Here is a 16,536-nt window from a genome sequence, read left to right on the forward strand (position 1 = left end):
AGGTTCTGGAAACCTCAAGGGGGTTGGCTCAGGTGCAGCGGCTCAACCGGCAATGGCCGTTGCTAATCAGGAGTTGCACCGGGTCGGGTAGCCCTACTGCTGCCATGCCAGTGAGTTGAACGATGACCGCATCACCAGGAGTGCCCGGCAGGGCACCTTTGTAGACCCCCCCCACGAGGAGTCGGGCCCAGCCCCGCCCTCCGGAGACGGCGGCCGACTCGCGCTCCAGCCAGACCAGGCGGTGGGGAGGAAGGGGTGTGGCCTCAAGGTCGGGACCATCAAGTTGCGGCAGGTGGTTCAGCCGCCAGGATCGGCAGGATTCACCGTCCTCCATCAGTAGATCCAGGTGGCATCCCAGCGGATCATCTGGAGCGCCGGTGTGTTCGAGCACGACATACCGCTGCATGGGGGGTTTCACCTCATTGTCACTATCCCTAACCTGCAGCTGGCGAAACGGATGTCCATGGAGTCGGCGCCATCCCCTGCGGATGATCAGTTCAACCCGGGAGCTGCTGCCTCCGGTCCACCGCTCCAGTCGGCGGCTGATCAGTTCCGGGAGCACTTCGAGACGCTGTTGCCGGAGATCCAGCGACGCTGGCCAGAGGTGGCTGAGCACACCCTTGAGGCCACCCGCGGCAGCCTTGATGAGGTTGTGCGGGTGATCTCGGTGCAGTCGGGCCGCGCCGCCAATCTCGTGCATGCCCAGCTGGAGGATCTGCTCCAGTCGTTTGGGAAGGACGGCGATGGCTTCAGTGGCGCCCTAGAACCGCTGGAACAGCAGCTCGAGCAACTGCTGGATGACTTGAATCACAGCTTGCGCCCGAAGATCGAGCGTCCTGTGCGTCAGCGGCCCTTGCTCTCGCTTGCGATTGCCGCCGGTGTTGGCATGGTGATCGGATCATTGATTGCCGGCGGGAGGCGTTCCTGATGTCTGATCTCTCTGACGACCAGGCCCAGCGGCCTGAATCCTCTCGGCCGAGGGGACTCGGTGCTGCGGCGCGGGTGACGGCGCTGGCCTCCTCCGTGATGGATCTCCACGTCCGCATCGCTTTGCAGGAGGTGGACCGGGAAAAGCGTCGCCTGATCAGTGGTGGTGTGTTCCTGGCGATGGGCGGCACGTTGATGCTGCTGGCCTTGGTCGCCGTTGAAGCGGCCTTGATGGTGTGGATGCAGGAGGCCTGGGGTTTGGGTGTGACGCGCAGCCTGCTTGCCTTAGCGATTGGCAATGTGGTGCTGGCTGGCATCAGCCTGAGGCTGGGAGGCCAATTGGCCAAGGGGCCTTATCTGCCTCAGACCTTGGAAGGGATTAGTCGCACCACCAAGGCGGTGCTGGGACGCTGAGATTCGCAGCACCGCAGCATCAGCGCACCTGGTAATGAAGCCAGCGACAATCGATCCCTCCGTTGCTGATCGGGATGCGGCGTGAGGCCTTCATGCGCAGGGCTCCAGTGATGCCGGGATTGCCGCTCAGCACCCAGACATCCCAGCCGGATGCTTGGGCTTTCAGCGTTGTTCCTAGATCGCTGTAAAGACTCTCCAGGTCCTCGCCATCGCCGACCCGTAGGCCATAGGGAGGGTTGCAGACCACCACCCCTGGGCCTGGCGGCAGCGAGAAGTTGCGGAAATCACCGGTTTGAATCGAAATGCAATCGTCCAGCCCTGCTGCAGCGATGTTGCTGCGGGCTTGGTCTGCAATGGTCGCGTCCTGCTCACAGCCGATGATCGGGGCCAGTGGCCGTTGCTTTTGGCTCCGATGTTTGGCTCTCTCGAGTTCGTCCTGCCATAGCTCGTTATCGAAATCCGCCCAGCCTTCAAGGCTGAACTGCCGTTGCAAGCCAGGGCAGTGGTTGTGCGCGAGGCTTGCCGCTTCGATCAGCAGCGTGCCTGAGCCGCAGAGGGGATCCACAAGGGGAGTGGTGCCGTCCCAGTTTGTGAGCCGGATAAGGCCGGCGGCGAGGTTCTCTTTGAGAGGGGCTGCGCCCATCGCAGCGCGGTAGCCACGGCGGTGGAGGCTGCCACCGCAACCATCCAGGCTGAGCACAGCGCCTCCGCGCCCGAGATGCAGATGCAGGTGCAAGTCAGGCTCTTCGAGATCGACGGACGAGCGCTCGCCCCAGAGATCCCGCTGTCGATCGACGATTGCGTTCTTGACTTGAAGGGCGTTGTAGTGGCTGTGGTTGAGGCCTTGGGCGGTGCCGGTGGCATCCACGCGGAAGGTCATTGAGGGATGCAGCCAGCGCTCCCAATCCACGGCATCCTGCACACCGTGATAGAGGGAATCCCTGCCGTCACAGGGGAAGCTTGCCAGCTCTCGCAGCAGCCGAAACGGTAGGCGGCACTGCAGATGCAAGCGGTATAGACAGGCTTTGTCGGCCTCAAAGGCAGCGGCACGCCGAAGCGGTTGCACCGCTTTGGCGCCCAGCGCGATCAGTTCTTGGGTGCCGGCTTCCTCAAGACCCTGGGGCAACACAGCAATGCCGCGATGCATGGCTTTGTGCTGTCGGTTCTCCCTCCCCAATCCTGTGTGCTCCTAGTGACCACTGCTGCCAGAATGGCAAGGTCCGGCTTCGGCCGGACTAGGTGATCCACACCGGTGTTTCGGACAGCGGTTCGATTCCGCTCAGCTCCATTCTCATTTCCTGGGGCTGCAATGGTTTCGACGGGGCATAAGGAGGGTGACTGAAGCCTGCTCGGTAAGAGCAAACCCGTAACAGCGAACAACATCGTTCGTTTCTCCCGTCAAGCAGCCCCTGTTGCTGCCTGACCCTTAGGGGAGATGGGGTGAGGTCAGCCTTATCACCCAAATGACTCATGGGGCCTGGAAGGGCCCTTTTTAGTTGTCAGAGACTTGCTTTTCGGGCCCTGGCGCAGCGGCTTGAAGTTGATTGCACGCAAATTTGCACGCAAGTGACTTGTGGATGGTGAGGGGCATTCGGTAAGCATGGGACTGGTCTGCTGCCCGCAGGCAGCCTCAATCCCCAGAAAGCCAGGGTGTTGTTGTTGTTGGCATCAATTGCAGGCTGGGATGCTGTGGGGTTGGCAGCATTGATGTTTCAACGCCAACTCGCCCACTGATGCCAGCAGCCTCGCCTGGGATCTATCAAGCCCTGGGCATGCATCTGGAGTCCACGTTGGTCTTGCCGGAGTTGATCCAAGCAGCTCCGGCTGTGGAGCGTGAGGCGCTGGTGCAGGTGGTGGAAGCTGATCACCGGGACTGGCCAACTCTTGAGGCCAGCCCCCACAGCACGCCAACGTTGCAGTTGGCGCCTCAGGAATGGCGTCTGGAACTTGAAGGGATTGGCTGGTTTCGTGCCACTGGTGGTGAGCGTTTGGAATGGCAGCGCTGGGACGACAGCGTCAGCGACCGCGACATCCGCACGTTTGCTGTCACAAGTGGGCTTGGAGCTTTAGCGATCCAGCGTGGTGCATTGGTTTTGCATGGAACAGCGCTGGAGCGTGAAGGAGAGGCGATTCTCTTGTTAGGCCATCCAGCTGCCGGTAAGTCCACCCTGGCCTGGTGTTTGATTCAAGAAGGTTGGCGCTTACTCAGTAGTGAGCTCGTTGCCGTGAGCCCTGATGGGATGGTTCAGCCAGGGATGCATCAACTCAAGCTCTGGCATGACGCTGCTATGGCTTTGAACTTGAATTGGGCGCAACTACCACCTGTACGGAAGGGTCTTCAGCGCTGTGCATTGCTAGCTGAAGATTTAACTTGCTTGCCACAGCCAACACCATTGCGCTTGATCTATGCCTTAAACCGCGCCAAAGAGGATTCGGGCAAAGAAGATGACGCTGAGGTAGGCGTTGAAATGGAAAAAGTATCTATCAAGGCTTCACGCTATTTCTCACAGACAACTGCCTTAATGCGCCTGCGCAACCAAGCCTTTCACGCCAGAATGTATCGAGGCATGGATGCAGAAGCGCAGCTGTTTATTCAGGCAGCTGCACTAGCTCGAACGGTGCCGTTGCATGCCTTGATCGTTCCAGATGGAATCAGAACGATGGCCGAAAGCCTGAAGAAGGTGAACCTGATGCAACCCGAATCAATGCAACAGCGCAAAGAAGCTATTGATGAGCATGCAAGCAATGACTGAAGATCACAGCTACTGGTATCTGGCCTCTTATCCAAAATCAGGTAACACCTGGTGCCGGGTATTTATCGCTGAATTATTGCGACTGGCCGGAGACGATCCTGGGGAAGAACTCAACCTCAATCAAGATATTGAAACGGGGGCGATTGCCTCATCAAGGCTTTGGCTGGACGATCAATTAGGAATCAATAGTTGCGATCTAAGTTTTAGTGAACTTGATCCGTTGCGCGGAGGTGCTGGTGCCAGTGCATGGCTATTCGCAGAAGGAGAGCGATTTCATAAAGTGCATGATGCATTCAAGTCGCCTGATTCCCGTGGTCGCCCGGTGGTGAGTACAACAGGTTGCTCTGGAGTTGTTTATATCCTGCGCCACCCGGAAGATGTGGCCGTGTCACTCAGTCACTTCTTCTCATGGCCGCTGGATCGATGCGTTGACTCCCTGCTTGATCCCAATGCAGCGCTGGTGCCAGGGGAACGCTTTGGCGGCCACCAGGTGCGGCAATACATGGGCCGCTGGGATCAACATGTGCGCTCATGGGTCGATCAAACTCAACTACCAGTGTTGATCATGCGCTATGAGGATATGTTAGCGAAAGGATCAGAAACATTCACAAAACTAGCAACTTTTTTGGGCCTCCCGAATGACGCTCATCTGATTGATCAAGCACTAGAAAATACCTCCATCGATCGACTCAAGAAGCTTGAGGAAGATGTTGATGGTTTTGCAGAAAAACCAGCCGGTTGTGAGCGGTTCTTCCGCTCAGGCCGGACAGGAGAAGGAGCAGAACAGCTTTCAATTGAGCAGCGAAAGCGACTAGCAAATGGATTATCTGAGGCGATGAACCGGTTTCAATACGAGGGCCCAGACGTTGACTGATCATCGAATTGAATTTGTATTTGGAGAGGTGAATAACCAGCTGAGGAGCGAATTGAAAGCTTTCTGGAAGCAGAATAACAAGAGCTATCAAGAAGAGTTGAAATCATTTCGCTCCGAATTTGCCAAAAATCGGAAGAGCATGGGTCCACCTAAAAAGACCATATCGCGTCAGCCAGCTGCAATTTCGCGTGATCAATCAGGATTGATTGATGGTGTCGTGTTTGTCGTATTGAAAGAGCTAGATAATTCAATAGGGCTCGGAAGCCATGCCTACTTTCAACGGATGTATGTAATTCCAGAATCCAGGAATCCACGTCTGGCAAATCAGCTCTTTAGAACATTCCTTGAAGGGTTTGATCGTGAAGTAGAGAAACGTGATCATCGAGCAAAAGTATTGCTGTCTGAAAACATTAATCCTGGCTTGCAAAAAGCACCCATGCGACGTTATTTTGCACGCCTTGGGTTCCAAATGCTTGGAGGAAATCAACTTGGCGGTGAAATTTGGGCTAGAAAGCTCAAAACACACTTCTCATTTTAATCATCAACTACGGCAATCACTTTCTTCTCCAAGGCGGCTTCCAGCCATGCTTCAACAGAGGTCTTGCATTCATCTTGGGTGACTTCATACTCGTCCTGTAAATGCTTGCAGAGTTCAACCAGCGTAGGTTGAGATTTTAGTGCATTCCAAATGGCTGAGCCTGTTTCGTTGAGAACTAGATAGTCGCAGGTGTCGCTTTGAAATAAAGCTACATCGCCATCGAGTTCGGTGCAAACAGCTTGGGAATGCTGCTTAAAACGTTTGCTGCTACTAACCATCGGACTTTTAAAACTCATCATTAGCATCTTGCCAATAATGGCATAGAAATCGGTCAGAACATGGCACGTCAACCGCGCTATCTGCCAGCAGGCCACTCCTTTCATATTACGCTTAGATGCAATAGCCGTCAGTTTCTGATTGCCAAAGGATTGAGACGGGATGTGCTGTTAGCTGTGCTCTCTAAAGCCAAGCAAAAGGTGCCTCATCGCTTGTATGCGGTGTGCCTGATGGCTAATCACCTGCACTTGCTGGTGAGACCTGATGATGCATCACAGCTGCCAAAGCTGATGCACTGGTTTGGCTGGTATTCAGCCATGGCTTTGAATCGCCTTTCTGGACGTTGCGGGCATTTTTGGGAAGCCAGGTATTACGCCACTGCCATTTCTCCCAAAGATCACAGGCGAGTGCTGAATACATTGCGCTACATCCATGCCAATCCAAAGGCAGCAGGAGTGCGAAAGGGCTTCTATGACCCCTATTCCAATTACGGGCATTACGGACGGTTGGCATGTGATGGCATCAGTGAGTGGCACCCTAGTTTTCTGCAATTGGCATCCAGCCTGAAAGGCTGTTCCAGGCGATATGCAAGGTTCTGCCAAAAGTATCGCCATCACAGCAAAGGCGGCTCTAGGTGCCATTGGGGCTCAAGAATGCTGAAACGACTGGTTGAAACCAATAGGGGTGCCAGAAGCAAGAAGAACCGGGTCTCACCAGGACAGCAGAAATTACCTTTTGCATTTGACATTTGCCTTAATCAAATACCAGAAAACTGGTATCAAGTTGCGGTGAGATTTAGAAGGGAAAATGGCATCCGTGATGGTGATTCACGGCCATTGCTTGGTGAATAAATTGAGGAGATAAGCGTATTATTAGAGATCAACAATGCAGAGGTTGAGCTTGCTTTGCCTAAATGTTTAAAGTGGAATTAATTAATATAGAAATCATCAATGGAAGAAATGCTGGCACGATATAGGTGCCAGGTAATGAATGGCATTTGGATGGGATTTAGGCGTGATTAGGCAGTGATTAAAGAAATAAAAAGCCCCTGCAGCCTCTGCAATCGCAAGGGCTTTGGGAAGGGACGTCGGACGGCCTGTAGAACAACGGGTTGTGCACCCCTATCTCACGTGCCAATTAGTCTCTGTCCCACCCATCCAAGTATTCTTTGTAGTGCGAGTGCAGTATTTCAACGGACTGCTGAATTGTTCACAAGTGTAATGTCCACCCAAGGGAGTTCTGCTTTTGCCTTTTGGTCCTTTTGCAAGTTCGTTATCATCCTTGTTGTCGTGCACCCGTACATTCCTGTTCTTGGGTGATGCTGTTAACGCATTAATTGTTGGATTCTCCCACTTTTTCTTCTTAGCTGTTGTTGTACTTGGCCCGCCAAGACGAACCTGTAGATCAGTTGAAACGCGGGTATCAAATGCCTCGTCGTAGGAGATATTGACTCCTGCTGTTAAGCCACTGCTGATCTCATAAGCGAGGCGACCACGCACGCCTGAACCATCGACGTCTTCTTGATCGCGGTGTTGGTAGTAGTAACCAGCAGAGGCATGAAGTTGTGGTCTAATGAAATAGCCAACATCGAGGCCGTAGGTGTTCAGTGCACCAGCGTCATAGTGACTATTTAGTTTTTGCTCAACATCCCCGAAGGGGATCAGCCCATAGCCATTGAAGGTCCAGCTGTTGGAGACCGCTTCTGCATTGACGGCGATCTGGTTGAAAAAGATCGTTTGCTTATCAAAAACTGGGATGTTGGTATCGGCGTTGCCTGATTTGATGGTGCGGGTGTCATAACCAGCGTTCAGCCCGTACATCCAGCTGCGGTCATCGTTGAGCCAGCGGTAGCCCAGGCGTGTGGAGGTGGAGAAGCCACCATCCACATCGGTGTTGATGATGCTGCTGTAGCCCTCACGGTCAGCAAAGTTGACGTTGACGAGTGCATCGAGGAACCAGACGCTGTTTTCACCAACCGACAGTGGAAGGAAGCCGCCAATGCCGGTTTGGTTGGGTGTGCTTGCCCCTTGCAGTGCGCCTTGAAACCCAATGGTGGGTTTGACCACATCAGCGAGGGTGATGCTCATCACGCCACCGAGATCCTCAGCACTGCCGTTGTCCTGAGCAGTCGCTGGCAGGAGAGGGGCGTTGGCGAGGATGAGTGCAGTGGCACCACCAAGCGAGAGCGACAAGCGGATGGAACGCTGCATCAAACAACCTTGAGTGGTCAGATGATGCCGTCGATGTTGTGGGTCATCGCACAGGGTTGTTACACAGCTTCAAGCGCCTAGCCCACTTGCTTCTGCCTGTGGTTGCAGCCCACCACCGTGGATGATGGGTGCGTGTGTCGCGGGTCATGGGTCAGGAGTGACTGCCTGAGTGTTCCCCGCTCTGCTCGATTGGGGCATGACGCAATTTCTGCATCAAATCGAGAGATCTTCGAGCAGTCCCGCCACTCCAAGAGCGGTCGCCTCGATGTTCATGGCACCCTCCAAGGCTTTGCAGGCCGCGGCCATTACGGAAGGAAGCTCACGCCCTATCACCCAAGTGACCCATGGGGGCTGGAAGGCCCCCTCAAATATTGCAAATACTGGGATCTGCGAAGTGGACACGGAGGCCTCAAGCAGCCTTGCACGCAAATCAGCACTCAAACCTCTCCCAGCCGTTCTCGACGGCATGGCTAAGGCAGAGGCGCTTGCCTTTGCCTCCCGTCTGTTTGGTGCCGCGAAAGCGGGCGGAGCCGTCTGGGGCGCTGCCTAGGTTCCTGATGTGTCACCTTCCAATAGCCCTGCAGTAGACCAGGCAGCTAGGAGGCCCTTGCGCTGTTGGGCAGGATGCAGGCCCTTGAATAGCAATTACAGGCCATGCAGACGCAACCCACACCAGCTACACAGTTCCTATCTGGCTTCTGAAGCGCAAGAGGTAATCAAATGGATCTCCTGCTAGCAATTGGCATTCCCGCATTGCTGTTAATAGTCGGGACTCTTCTTCTCTCCAATGGCAGCAAGGAATTGAGAGAGAGTCTTTTTCGTTTTGAGATGAGTGGTACGTCATCTCAGATCTGGACATTCGGGATCCTCTTTATGTCTACAGCCTCAGTCATCATTTATTTCTTTAACAAGTAAGCAGCGCATTACCAAAAGCCCCAACTTGCACCTGAGCAACACAGCAAATGTGATTCCCAGACTTTCCCGTATCCAACAACTCTGAAGTTCCAATAGGAAAAACAGGAGTTATTGGCTAGCGCTGCCCTGGCAGCACCCATTCATACAGCTGCTGCTGAGCGGCCCGGGGGCTAACCTTTTTGACTCTGCGATTCCGCTCAGGCAGTGCACTCTTGACAGCAACGGTTTACTAGAGCTGTCACTTCAACCCTCTATCTGTGTTGAACGCTCTTGGCTCATTGTTGAAGTGGCTATTCCTCAAAAAACCTGATCAGCCGACATTTGTCGAAAGTAAGCCAACGCTGAAAGAACGGACTCAGCAAGCGCTGCAGTCCGATCAAGCGTCCGCCATTCATAAAGGCCCCCGAGGTGGCTTTTATCGAATCGATGCCAAAGGGAGGAAGGTGTACCTCAAGGCGGCGGAACAGCCAAAGCAAGGCAAGCCGCGTCGAGCCAAGCGGCGACGTTCTCAAGCGGCATAAGCAGTGTTGCCGAAAGACCTGGAATGCAAAGGAAAGCCGTCAATAACTGAGGGCTTTCCTTGCTACGACGAACCACAAGTTCGCTGTAAGGCTGCCTTCTTAGTGTGGTCAATACACCTGTACTTGTAGGGAGTTGACCAGTTCTGTGCGTGCCGAAACGACTGCTCCCTTTGGCAGCGGATGTTGTTCTGAACTCGCTTCACAGGGCAGCTGCACTTCAATCGCCAATGACCATCACCACCTGGCCGCACACCGCAGCTGCCCAATACAAAACCCTGCTCAAGAAAGCAGGGTTGTCGTTCAGATTGAATCTGATCAGTGAAAGACACCAGGGTTGTCACTGGTGTCACCACCAGGGGGCATCCAGACACCGTCACCCCCAAAGATGTCGCTCACTGGCGTATGAAATCTCTCAGGGAGTTTGCCTGTTCTCTGCGTTTCTTCAATTTCCTTGGCACCTTTATACACGGCTACGGCAAATTGAGTGAAAAATCCCCACGGAGTCAATTTGTCGCCTCCTGAGCATGCGCTGAGCGTGTCGATGCTTAATTCTTGATCGACATCAGCATGAATGGAATGCAGTTGTGTTGTGACTGGGCGTTTGATCATGGTGGTGGTGCGAAGTGAGTCGAGGAGGTCAGCCCTCCCGCCTCGCAGACCATCGCCTTGATCGCCACAGACTTCGTTGACCTGGCTCAATGTCTGCTGTGACCTTGGTCACACAGGTTGGGGTCGCTGCCGAGACGGCTTGTCCAGGCATGAGTGCATTACAACAAGGATGTTGCCGCGCATCCATTTTGTCTATTCAGCATTACTCACTTGATGTGTTTGCACACTGCATCATGCACTGCGGATCCATAAGTGTTCGGCATGACTGGATTCATCTCCATTGATTTGGTCGAGGCATTGCCGCTAATCACGTAGTAGTACTTGTTCACTATTCGTATTTTTGGGAATTGAATCTCTGCCCCGTCTATGGTGTAAATTCCATTGTTGCTCGTGGTTTCAGGTTCTATTCTTGTGAAAAGAGTGTGGCCACTTGTGTTTGCAGAGCAATTGAATCTCTCGATCAAAATGTAGTAGTTGAAGCTGCCCTTTGGCTCGAATGAGAGTTGAACCCTTTTCAGTTTTTCGATGGTCACAATGCTGCCACTCCTGCTTGCTCTGCGAATGTATCTTGCTTCTCCGGGTTTTCTATTCCTGAATTGTGGGTACCAAGGCAGTATTCCCCACTCTCCCTGCCAGCCGCCAATCGTAGGTGGTAAAATGATTGTTTGGGGGATGATTTCTGCATTGCTCGCAGTTGCCACAAATAAAGACGCTGTCATCGCAATGGCAGCAGCAATCTTTTTCATCAAGCGTTGATATTTGCTGCCACTCTACGTTTCTTTGCTCTCATTGCGCATCTTCGATTTGAGCCAAAGCGTCATGGACGCATCACTGGTGGGCGCAGCTCCTTGGGCCATCGCTCCTCCGCCTGGAGGCCCCGCCGTTGATGGAAGTGATGGTTGTTGCCCGTTGGTGGCATGGTCTTGTGTGCCGCCGGAGCCTAGTCATATGCACCGGGTTGTCGACGACCTCAATGGCAAAACCATCTCGGTTGACTTGAAGCGCGCTAAGGGGTTCTGGTGATGGCTCGTCTCCGCCGGGGCTATGCCTTTGCTTTTCCCGGTGCAGGTGATTCCGCTGGCCGACCTTTTGCGTCGTGAGCGCCGATTCCTTTGGTGGTCGCAGTGGTCAATGTCAGTGCGTAGTGGTCTGCAGCTGGGAAAAGGCAGCGATGCAAGAATATAGTCGCGCTTCGGCCTGGTTTGTGGTCAGTATGTTGTTTCCAGAATTGGCAACTTAAAGGATTGCCAGTGGCCAGAGGAGCGATATGTTTGGATGGTCAATATCTATTGAAACGATGCTCACCGGCTCCGACCTCCTCTCCAAAGTCAAAGAACTCGGGGACGTCTCCAAGAGTGACCTGGCAACGGCTTGTGGTTACGTTTCTGACAAAAAGGACGGCGGTCAGCGAGTCAACTTCACCGCTTTCTACGAAGCTCTTTTGAATGCCAAGGGTATTGACCTGGGTGGTGGTACTGCAGGCATTGGTAAAGGTGGACGCAAGTTGTCCTACGTCGCCAAGGTGCAGGGCAATGGCAACCTTCTGATTGGCAAGGCATACACAGCAATGCTCGACCTTCAGGTTGGAGATGAGTTTGAAATCAAGCTGGGTCGCAAGCAAATCCGCCTCGTTCCCGTTGGTGGTTCAGACGAAGAAGATGGTGGTGAAGACTGAATCACTGCCTAGGTCTTAGTGGGTCATAGGGAGGGGCTTCACAGTCCCTCCTTTTTATTGCTATTCGCAACCATCACCCGAGCTACCTTTCTTGATTGAAATGGTATGTCTGGCTAAGCCTTCATTCAGACCAGAGCCGTTGCGGCAATCCTGCAATCCCTTAGATCACCACTTCAGAAGATAGACCGGGTGGTGTGGTCATTCTCTGGCTTCCAGACGGATTCGAGCATCGGCCTGTATCCGTCGAATGGCGGCTTTCACAGGTAGAACGCCAGCAACGACATTTATCAGTACGACGAGTAATCCCACAATGGATCGAATCCATAGCTGAACCCAGAGTTCATTTGTCAGCGTGGGCTCATTGATAATCTGCTCTGCATCTAAGGGCAGCAGAAAATGGAAAAGCACCAAGATTCCTGCAGAGGCCAGCAGCACAACAAAGCGAGCTAAAAAATCCCACAGCAGGGGTGTGATCGTGCGCCGAGTGATGGCGTAATAGATGCCTGCAAACGGCAGAAAGCAATGGGCGATGGACCAAGGCCAGGCACGGTCCTGCAGCCGGTTCTCCAGAGCCAGCTGACGGGCCGATTGCTGAGCATCCCTTCGGCTGAATCGCTTCAGCTCACGGCCGTCTGCACGAATGGATCGGATCGACTCAAAGACCACACCCAAGACCAGCAGATTGATCCCAAGCTGAAGGATGGGATCCAGCCGCCAACCCTGGAAAAAGAGAATGCCACCCACTAACGGCAGGGCGATGTTGCGCCCAGCCAAATTGATCAGAAACAGTCCGAAACCAAGCCCCCGAACGGGACCACGCGCTTGGCCCCTCCGCATCAGAGCATCAAAGCGTCGCAACGACACAAAAAGAGCAGGAATCCAGAGCGCCAGCAAAAGGAGACCTGAGTACGCAGCCCAGTTCAGACCCGCATACATCATTGGGAGCTCTGTAGGTTCGACATTGTTCCGCAAGCGTTCATGAGCGTCGACTCTCTCGCAATGCAGATGATTCACTTTCCCATCGCGACGTTTCGATAGAAACGGTGAAACCCTGTCGCGGTGAGCTGGTCCTGTCTTCCGGCGTCTTGAGGTGTCGCATCTACCCGCAATCCTGAAGCTGCAGGATTGCCGCTTGCGTCAACCGATGGATCGCTTATTCATAGAGCTAACTTGACTTCGTTTGTATTGAGCATGAAGTTCTCTTTTTCGGTCATGTCGTGACGGCTTGGCAGTGGCAAAGAGTTGGGCCTTTTGATCACGGAATAGTGCATTGGCTATCACTTCCATGGGTCAGGATATGTGAATGAAAGGTTCGTGATCTCAGTTGATTGGTCATTGAGTTGGCATGACAATGCCTGGTGACCGACCGAGCACGACAGAGTGGTTGGCCAGCCTGATTACGGCTCGCTCATTGATTTGAATGCACCCATCCACGCTTGAGTGACGATGTTGCAGTGGCCATGACGTCCCTTTGTGCAGTGCGTGCATCACGAAACTGCCAGCACTGACGGCGTTTTTCTGTTTCCTGATCAGGCCTAGACAGGGCTTGTTGGCGATGGCTAGAGATGTAGGTGCCAAAACTCTTAGGCGATGACTCGCTCTACCGCCGCTCTGGCTGCTGCACTTTCCCTGCTTCTGCCACTGGGGCAACCGCTCTTGCTGGCATCCACTGCTGCTCTGGCGACTGCGGCGCTGGTGTTGTCTCCCGAGGCGGCACAGGCTTTAGGTGCAGAGGATTATGTTCGCGAAGGAGTTAAGAAGCGAAAAAGCGGTGATTCCCAAGAAGCGATTGCTGATTTCAATCAAGCTCTAGAAATTGATCCGCAGAATGCCCGTGCCTACTTTGAACGTGGTTTTGCCAAGAGATGGATGGGTGACTATAAGGGCGCAATTGATGATTACAATAAGGCGATAGAGATTGATCCAGCGAACGCAGTCTTCTTTAATAATCGTGGTTTTGCTAAGCAATTGTTGGTTGGCGAGAAAGGTGCTGACCTGTATTTGCTAACCCAAGAAGCCATTGCCGATTATACCTCGGCAATATCGATCGATTCGCAATTTGCCCTTGCCTATTCAAACCGTGGCGCGGCTAAGGCTGCTTTGGCTGATTATCAAGGTGCCATAGATGATTTTTCAAAGATGGTAGCAATTGATCCTCGCAATCCCGTTGCATACAGCAACCGTGGACTTGCGAAGGGGAGGTCTGGTGACGCAGAGGGTGCTTGCAAAGATTTCATGAGAGCAATCGATTTAGGTGATACATATGCTTTAGCCTTATTCCATGGCAATTGTGATCAAAGTGCTCAAGATTGATCGATGTCAAGGAAGTTGGGATTGAGTCGATAAGCTTGTTGAGGCCCGGTATTGTTTTGCCGAGATAATCGAGGTTATTTCTAAGGATGTCTCTGTTGATGTCAATCGGGATGTTGTAAAGGAGCGGATTGCTGGTCTTGGGGCTGCACGCTTTCTCCGCCTTCGTATCGGCGGCGGTGCCTAGGAAGCAATGGCGATGTGGCCAGCGGCAAGCGCATGATCATCCCGGCATCCTCAGGCCACTGGCGCTCAGGTTGCCAGCCCAGATGCTTGAGATCGGGATGCGCAGCCAAAGCCGGCCCAATGCCCACTTCTGCTGCTGATCAGAAGTTGTCGAAGATTTTTTGCAGGGTGTTCCGCTCGCTCTGAAGTGAATTGGCTCGCATCGGCTTGCCCATCGGTTTGGGCTGTCTTGGACGATTCAGAAACACTTTGCTGAGCCACCACACCTGGAGGCCGAGAAAAGCGATGGCCAGCAGTCCTAATTCAAGTGCTCCCTGCATCAGTAGTGCTTCCCTCTGTTCTCAAGAGCATCTCTTTTCCAGCACTCCAATTCTTCAGGTGTATGAAGCGGGGGCGGTTGGGTTTTGTTTGTCAGTCGCTGAAGCAGCAGCAGGAGCAATCGTTTCATGCCAACAGTGTGGCTCTGTCCTGGACCTAGGCGCAGTTTGTGGCCGATTGACTCGGCTCCAAAGAGGAAGGCCGCCCCTCCCGATGGAGAGACGGCCTAGCTCGCTCGTTTGTGCATGGTTCAACCCATCACGTCAGAAGAGAGAGAGTGGAAGCGTCTGGCTCAAGGCGCCCTGGGGCCATGGGCTCTAGGTGTTGGGTCGTTGACTCAGAGGGCACCTAGGGCGGTGCAAGTGGAGTGTCGATTGGCGTGGCGGACCGATGCATGCCTACCAAAGGACCAACCCTGGTCATGGTTGAGACTGTTGGAGCAGGGGCCAGAAAGTCAGTCTGCTTCTGTGATCTGCGCTGGTGGAGTGTCGGCCGTCATGGGCACCTCCGATCTCGATGGCCTTACTTTCCACCCGCTAGGGGGTGTTTGGCATCGGTCGAATCGCGCATTGCCTTCTGAGCCGAACCGCATGATTGTGGAGATGGCGTGCCCAAACTCGGATGCTGGGCCGTACTGCTCAAGCTTCGATCGACTGTGATCTGAGTGAAGGCAAGAGTGCTCGTTGGGGCTTGGCTCCCTGCCTCGGCCCTTGAAGCCCCTCGCCATGCGCGGCTCCTACGACGGCCAAACCTGCACTTGTCGCACATCTGCCGGAGAGCTGATGGGGCTGGCTAGCAGCACACAGTTGCCCACAACAATCGTCTTGTCGTTCACGACACGATTGATCACCAAACACCAGGGCAACGGGAGTTCATCGCGGCTGACAAGCCAGCAAAAAAAATGTTGGAACCATCAGGCGCCGCCTTCGCTACACCTGCCTCAAATCGTAAGATCTGGATCTCCTTGACCCAAGCATCGTTGAAGACTGAGAGCCCTTTTTGATTGGCCTTCGTTCCACGCTCACAGTGGAACTGCATCAGTTCTGCATCTCCCTGGAGGAAGTCATCCCTGACGTCCATCCAAGCCTCATGTTGAGGTTTTGCAATGCTCGGCGACATCGCCAAACACAGCACGCTTAAGACCATCAGAAGGGATCTCAGCTGGTTGAGCTTGCAATCTCTGGTGACGTTGTGCGGATGGCTCATGCCCAAGCGATGACTGAACGCATGCTGAGTAATGTTTGCAGAGCCGTCCATCGCTTTCGGTACCATCTCCACCCCCTCGTCCCAGCAGATCGGGCTTGTTGCGCTTGATCGCTGCAGATCAGTCCGTCTCAATCGAGTGCGTCATCGTTGTCGGGTTTAGCCGCTGTTGATCCGTTGGTTCTGTCGCCTCTGGAGGAGGGACGATGAAAACCAGTAACGATCGATCGGCATGATTGATTTGCTCCCGATCCGGATTGACTTGAAAATGGTCGCGAGCTGGGGAGGCGGCCTGCTGGTTGTCTTGTGCAGTGGGTGTATGCCTACTGTTTTGCATCGGATGATCACTTGCTCGGTGATCAAGGACCAATTCCACAGTCAGCAGAGTGGGATCGCGAAAGGAGAAGGTCCGTTTGGGGTCAAGCTCTTTCGGTCAGAGTCTGAGATCAGGGAAGCTCTCAAGCACAACGTGGAGCATTACGGGAAGCATTGGAAGGATGAAGGTTGCCAGGGCTTGCTGATTGAGGGTGAACCGCCGTGGCTCAGGTTGCTCTCAGTCGCGTCTGTCCAGACAGCTCCAGCCACCCCACAGCAGCACGCCCATCCTCAGCCCAGCCACTGACTGGTGTTTGCGCTGTTGTGAGCAAGCTCACAGCACTGCTTGAGTCAGATCAGCAGGTCAGCTGGTGATTCCGGAGATGGTGAATGCATCGGAGGGAGCGATCCCACCTCACTCATCACCCCCATCAGAGCAATGACCACGATCAAAACCATCGCCGCCGCTGCTGCCTCCCTCGCCGCTGGTGC

At 53.9% G+C, this 16,536-nt stretch carries 21 protein-coding genes; 11 read left to right on the forward strand and 10 right to left on the reverse strand.

Annotated features, from left to right (window positions below; all coding sequences use genetic code 11):
- Positions 1 to 28: 28 nt before the first annotated feature.
- Positions 29 to 406: a hypothetical protein gene (locus DXY16_RS00405; RefSeq protein WP_115118447.1), complete on the reverse strand. Its 378-nt coding sequence runs from the start codon at positions 404 to 406 to the stop codon at positions 29 to 31.
- Between the two features lie 57 nt (positions 407 to 463).
- Between DXY16_RS00405 and DXY16_RS00410 the strand changes: the two genes are divergently transcribed.
- Together DXY16_RS00410 and DXY16_RS00415 are read left to right on the forward strand one after the other, a co-directional pair.
- Positions 464 to 928, forward strand: coding sequence for a hypothetical protein (locus DXY16_RS00410; RefSeq protein ID WP_115118508.1), 465 nt, complete (start codon positions 464 to 466; stop codon positions 926 to 928).
- A complete protein-coding gene (locus DXY16_RS00415; RefSeq protein WP_115118449.1) occupies positions 928 to 1,341 on the forward strand; it encodes a phage holin family protein in 414 nt (137 codons plus the stop codon). The genes DXY16_RS00410 and DXY16_RS00415 overlap by 1 nt, the downstream gene beginning before the upstream one ends.
- A 19-nt stretch (positions 1,342 to 1,360) precedes the next feature.
- Here the strand turns inward: DXY16_RS00415 and DXY16_RS00420 are convergent, their stop codons facing one another.
- Positions 1,361 to 2,488 (reverse strand): class I SAM-dependent RNA methyltransferase, encoded by a 1,128-nt coding sequence (locus DXY16_RS00420; RefSeq protein ID WP_115118451.1) that lies wholly within the window; start codon positions 2,486 to 2,488, stop codon positions 1,361 to 1,363.
- A gap of 586 nt (positions 2,489 to 3,074) precedes the next feature.
- Between DXY16_RS00420 and DXY16_RS00430 the strand changes: the two genes are divergently transcribed.
- From DXY16_RS00430 to DXY16_RS00440, 3 genes are read left to right on the forward strand one after another with little or no spacing between them, the layout of a single operon-like run.
- Positions 3,075 to 4,094, forward strand: coding sequence for a hypothetical protein (locus tag DXY16_RS00430; protein ID WP_115118453.1), 1,020 nt, complete (start codon positions 3,075 to 3,077; stop codon positions 4,092 to 4,094).
- Positions 4,087 to 4,968 (forward strand): sulfotransferase domain-containing protein, encoded by an 882-nt coding sequence (locus tag DXY16_RS00435; protein WP_115118455.1) that lies wholly within the window; start codon positions 4,087 to 4,089, stop codon positions 4,966 to 4,968. The genes DXY16_RS00430 and DXY16_RS00435 overlap by 8 nt, the downstream gene beginning before the upstream one ends.
- A complete protein-coding gene (locus tag DXY16_RS00440) occupies positions 4,961 to 5,506 on the forward strand; it encodes a hypothetical protein (protein WP_115118457.1) in 546 nt (181 codons plus the stop codon). Before DXY16_RS00435 ends, DXY16_RS00440 begins: the two co-directional genes overlap by 8 nt.
- On the opposite strand, the gene DXY16_RS00445 is transcribed toward DXY16_RS00440, so the two are convergent.
- Complete coding sequence (locus DXY16_RS00445) at positions 5,503 to 5,856, reverse strand: PqqD family protein (protein ID WP_244281461.1); 354 nt, start codon at positions 5,854 to 5,856, stop codon at positions 5,503 to 5,505. The two genes, DXY16_RS00440 and DXY16_RS00445, sit on opposite strands and share 4 nt — an antisense overlap.
- Here DXY16_RS00445 and DXY16_RS00450 point away from each other — a divergent pair.
- Positions 5,845 to 6,633 (forward strand): transposase, encoded by a 789-nt coding sequence (locus DXY16_RS00450; RefSeq protein ID WP_115118459.1) that lies wholly within the window; start codon positions 5,845 to 5,847, stop codon positions 6,631 to 6,633. The two genes, DXY16_RS00445 and DXY16_RS00450, sit on opposite strands and share 12 nt — an antisense overlap.
- A 270-nt stretch (positions 6,634 to 6,903) precedes the next feature.
- Here the strand turns inward: DXY16_RS00450 and DXY16_RS00455 are convergent, their stop codons facing one another.
- The gene (locus DXY16_RS00455; protein ID WP_244281462.1) at positions 6,904 to 7,992 is read right to left on the reverse strand and encodes an inverse autotransporter beta domain-containing protein; all 1,089 of its coding nucleotides are present in this window, start codon (positions 7,990 to 7,992) and stop codon (positions 6,904 to 6,906) included.
- 169 nt (positions 7,993 to 8,161) lie between these two features.
- Between DXY16_RS00455 and DXY16_RS14485 the strand changes: the two genes are divergently transcribed.
- Together DXY16_RS14485 and DXY16_RS00470 are read left to right on the forward strand one after the other, a co-directional pair.
- Positions 8,162 to 8,542: a hypothetical protein gene (locus DXY16_RS14485; protein WP_206749535.1), complete on the forward strand. Its 381-nt coding sequence runs from the start codon at positions 8,162 to 8,164 to the stop codon at positions 8,540 to 8,542.
- Positions 8,543 to 9,164: 622 nt separating this feature from the next.
- Positions 9,165 to 9,428 (forward strand): hypothetical protein, encoded by a 264-nt coding sequence (locus tag DXY16_RS00470; RefSeq protein ID WP_244281463.1) that lies wholly within the window; start codon positions 9,165 to 9,167, stop codon positions 9,426 to 9,428.
- 315 nt (positions 9,429 to 9,743) lie between these two features.
- Here the strand turns inward: DXY16_RS00470 and DXY16_RS00475 are convergent, their stop codons facing one another.
- Entirely contained in the window at positions 9,744 to 10,037 is a 294-nt protein-coding gene (locus tag DXY16_RS00475; protein WP_137006987.1) for a hypothetical protein, read from the reverse strand.
- Positions 10,038 to 10,243: 206 nt separating this feature from the next.
- Positions 10,244 to 10,783 (reverse strand): hypothetical protein, encoded by a 540-nt coding sequence (locus DXY16_RS00480; RefSeq protein WP_115118466.1) that lies wholly within the window; start codon positions 10,781 to 10,783, stop codon positions 10,244 to 10,246.
- A gap of 73 nt (positions 10,784 to 10,856) precedes the next feature.
- On the opposite strand from DXY16_RS00480, the gene DXY16_RS14230 reads away from it, so the two are divergent.
- On the forward strand, positions 10,857 to 11,060 hold the full coding sequence (locus DXY16_RS14230) for a hypothetical protein (protein ID WP_137006988.1): 204 nt from the start codon (positions 10,857 to 10,859) through the stop codon (positions 11,058 to 11,060).
- Positions 11,061 to 11,334: 274 nt separating this feature from the next.
- The gene (locus DXY16_RS00485) at positions 11,335 to 11,712 is read left to right on the forward strand and encodes an AbrB family transcriptional regulator (RefSeq protein ID WP_115118469.1); all 378 of its coding nucleotides are present in this window, start codon (positions 11,335 to 11,337) and stop codon (positions 11,710 to 11,712) included.
- Between the two features lie 198 nt (positions 11,713 to 11,910).
- On the opposite strand, the gene DXY16_RS00490 is transcribed toward DXY16_RS00485, so the two are convergent.
- Positions 11,911 to 12,651, reverse strand: coding sequence for a hypothetical protein (locus tag DXY16_RS00490; RefSeq protein WP_115118471.1), 741 nt, complete (start codon positions 12,649 to 12,651; stop codon positions 11,911 to 11,913).
- A gap of 651 nt (positions 12,652 to 13,302) precedes the next feature.
- On the opposite strand from DXY16_RS00490, the gene DXY16_RS00495 reads away from it, so the two are divergent.
- Positions 13,303 to 14,025: a tetratricopeptide repeat protein gene (locus tag DXY16_RS00495; RefSeq protein ID WP_115118473.1), complete on the forward strand. Its 723-nt coding sequence runs from the start codon at positions 13,303 to 13,305 to the stop codon at positions 14,023 to 14,025.
- A 101-nt stretch (positions 14,026 to 14,126) separates the two neighbouring features.
- Here the strand turns inward: DXY16_RS00495 and DXY16_RS00500 are convergent, their stop codons facing one another.
- The 3 genes from DXY16_RS00500 to DXY16_RS00515 all read right to left on the reverse strand — a co-directional run bounded on the left by DXY16_RS00500 (position 14,127) and on the right by DXY16_RS00515 (position 15,732).
- Positions 14,127 to 14,336: a hypothetical protein gene (locus tag DXY16_RS00500; protein ID WP_115118475.1), complete on the reverse strand. Its 210-nt coding sequence runs from the start codon at positions 14,334 to 14,336 to the stop codon at positions 14,127 to 14,129.
- Positions 14,337 to 14,348: 12 nt separating this feature from the next.
- On the reverse strand, positions 14,349 to 14,528 hold the full coding sequence (locus DXY16_RS00505; protein ID WP_115118477.1) for a hypothetical protein: 180 nt from the start codon (positions 14,526 to 14,528) through the stop codon (positions 14,349 to 14,351).
- An 844-nt stretch (positions 14,529 to 15,372) separates the two neighbouring features.
- On the reverse strand, positions 15,373 to 15,732 hold the full coding sequence (locus tag DXY16_RS00515; RefSeq protein WP_206749536.1) for a hypothetical protein: 360 nt from the start codon (positions 15,730 to 15,732) through the stop codon (positions 15,373 to 15,375).
- Positions 15,733 to 16,536 lie beyond the last annotated feature (804 nt).

The sequence above is a fragment of the Synechococcus sp. UW105 genome (assembly GCF_900473935.1).
In the GTDB taxonomy this organism is placed as follows: Bacteria; Cyanobacteriota; Cyanobacteriia; order PCC-6307; family Cyanobiaceae; genus Synechococcus_C.

Coding starts and splice junctions, on each gene's coding strand:
- DXY16_RS00405 (WP_115118447.1), bottom strand. CDS start 406: ATGCAGCGGTATGTCGTGCTCGAACACACCGGCGCTCCAGATGATCCG.
- DXY16_RS00410 (WP_115118508.1), top strand. CDS start 464: ATGGAGTCGGCGCCATCCCCTGCGGATGATCAGTTCAACCCGGGAGCT.
- DXY16_RS00490 (WP_115118471.1), bottom strand. CDS start 12,651: ATGATGTATGCGGGTCTGAACTGGGCTGCGTACTCAGGTCTCCTTTTG.
- DXY16_RS00475 (WP_137006987.1), bottom strand. CDS start 10,037: ATGATCAAACGCCCAGTCACAACACAACTGCATTCCATTCATGCTGAT.
- DXY16_RS00485 (WP_115118469.1), top strand. CDS start 11,335: ATGCTCACCGGCTCCGACCTCCTCTCCAAAGTCAAAGAACTCGGGGAC.
- DXY16_RS00505 (WP_115118477.1), bottom strand. CDS start 14,528: ATGCAGGGAGCACTTGAATTAGGACTGCTGGCCATCGCTTTTCTCGGC.
- DXY16_RS00515 (WP_206749536.1), bottom strand. CDS start 15,732: ATGAGCCATCCGCACAACGTCACCAGAGATTGCAAGCTCAACCAGCTG.
- DXY16_RS00435 (WP_115118455.1), top strand. CDS start 4,087: ATGACTGAAGATCACAGCTACTGGTATCTGGCCTCTTATCCAAAATCA.
- DXY16_RS14230 (WP_137006988.1), top strand. CDS start 10,857: ATGGACGCATCACTGGTGGGCGCAGCTCCTTGGGCCATCGCTCCTCCG.
- DXY16_RS00480 (WP_115118466.1), bottom strand. CDS start 10,783: ATGAAAAAGATTGCTGCTGCCATTGCGATGACAGCGTCTTTATTTGTG.
- DXY16_RS00450 (WP_115118459.1), top strand. CDS start 5,845: ATGGCACGTCAACCGCGCTATCTGCCAGCAGGCCACTCCTTTCATATT.
- DXY16_RS00495 (WP_115118473.1), top strand. CDS start 13,303: ATGACTCGCTCTACCGCCGCTCTGGCTGCTGCACTTTCCCTGCTTCTG.
- DXY16_RS00455 (WP_244281462.1), bottom strand. CDS start 7,992: ATGCAGCGTTCCATCCGCTTGTCGCTCTCGCTTGGTGGTGCCACTGCA.
- DXY16_RS00430 (WP_115118453.1), top strand. CDS start 3,075: ATGCCAGCAGCCTCGCCTGGGATCTATCAAGCCCTGGGCATGCATCTG.
- DXY16_RS00420 (WP_115118451.1), bottom strand. CDS start 2,488: ATGCATCGCGGCATTGCTGTGTTGCCCCAGGGTCTTGAGGAAGCCGGC.
- DXY16_RS00415 (WP_115118449.1), top strand. CDS start 928: ATGTCTGATCTCTCTGACGACCAGGCCCAGCGGCCTGAATCCTCTCGG.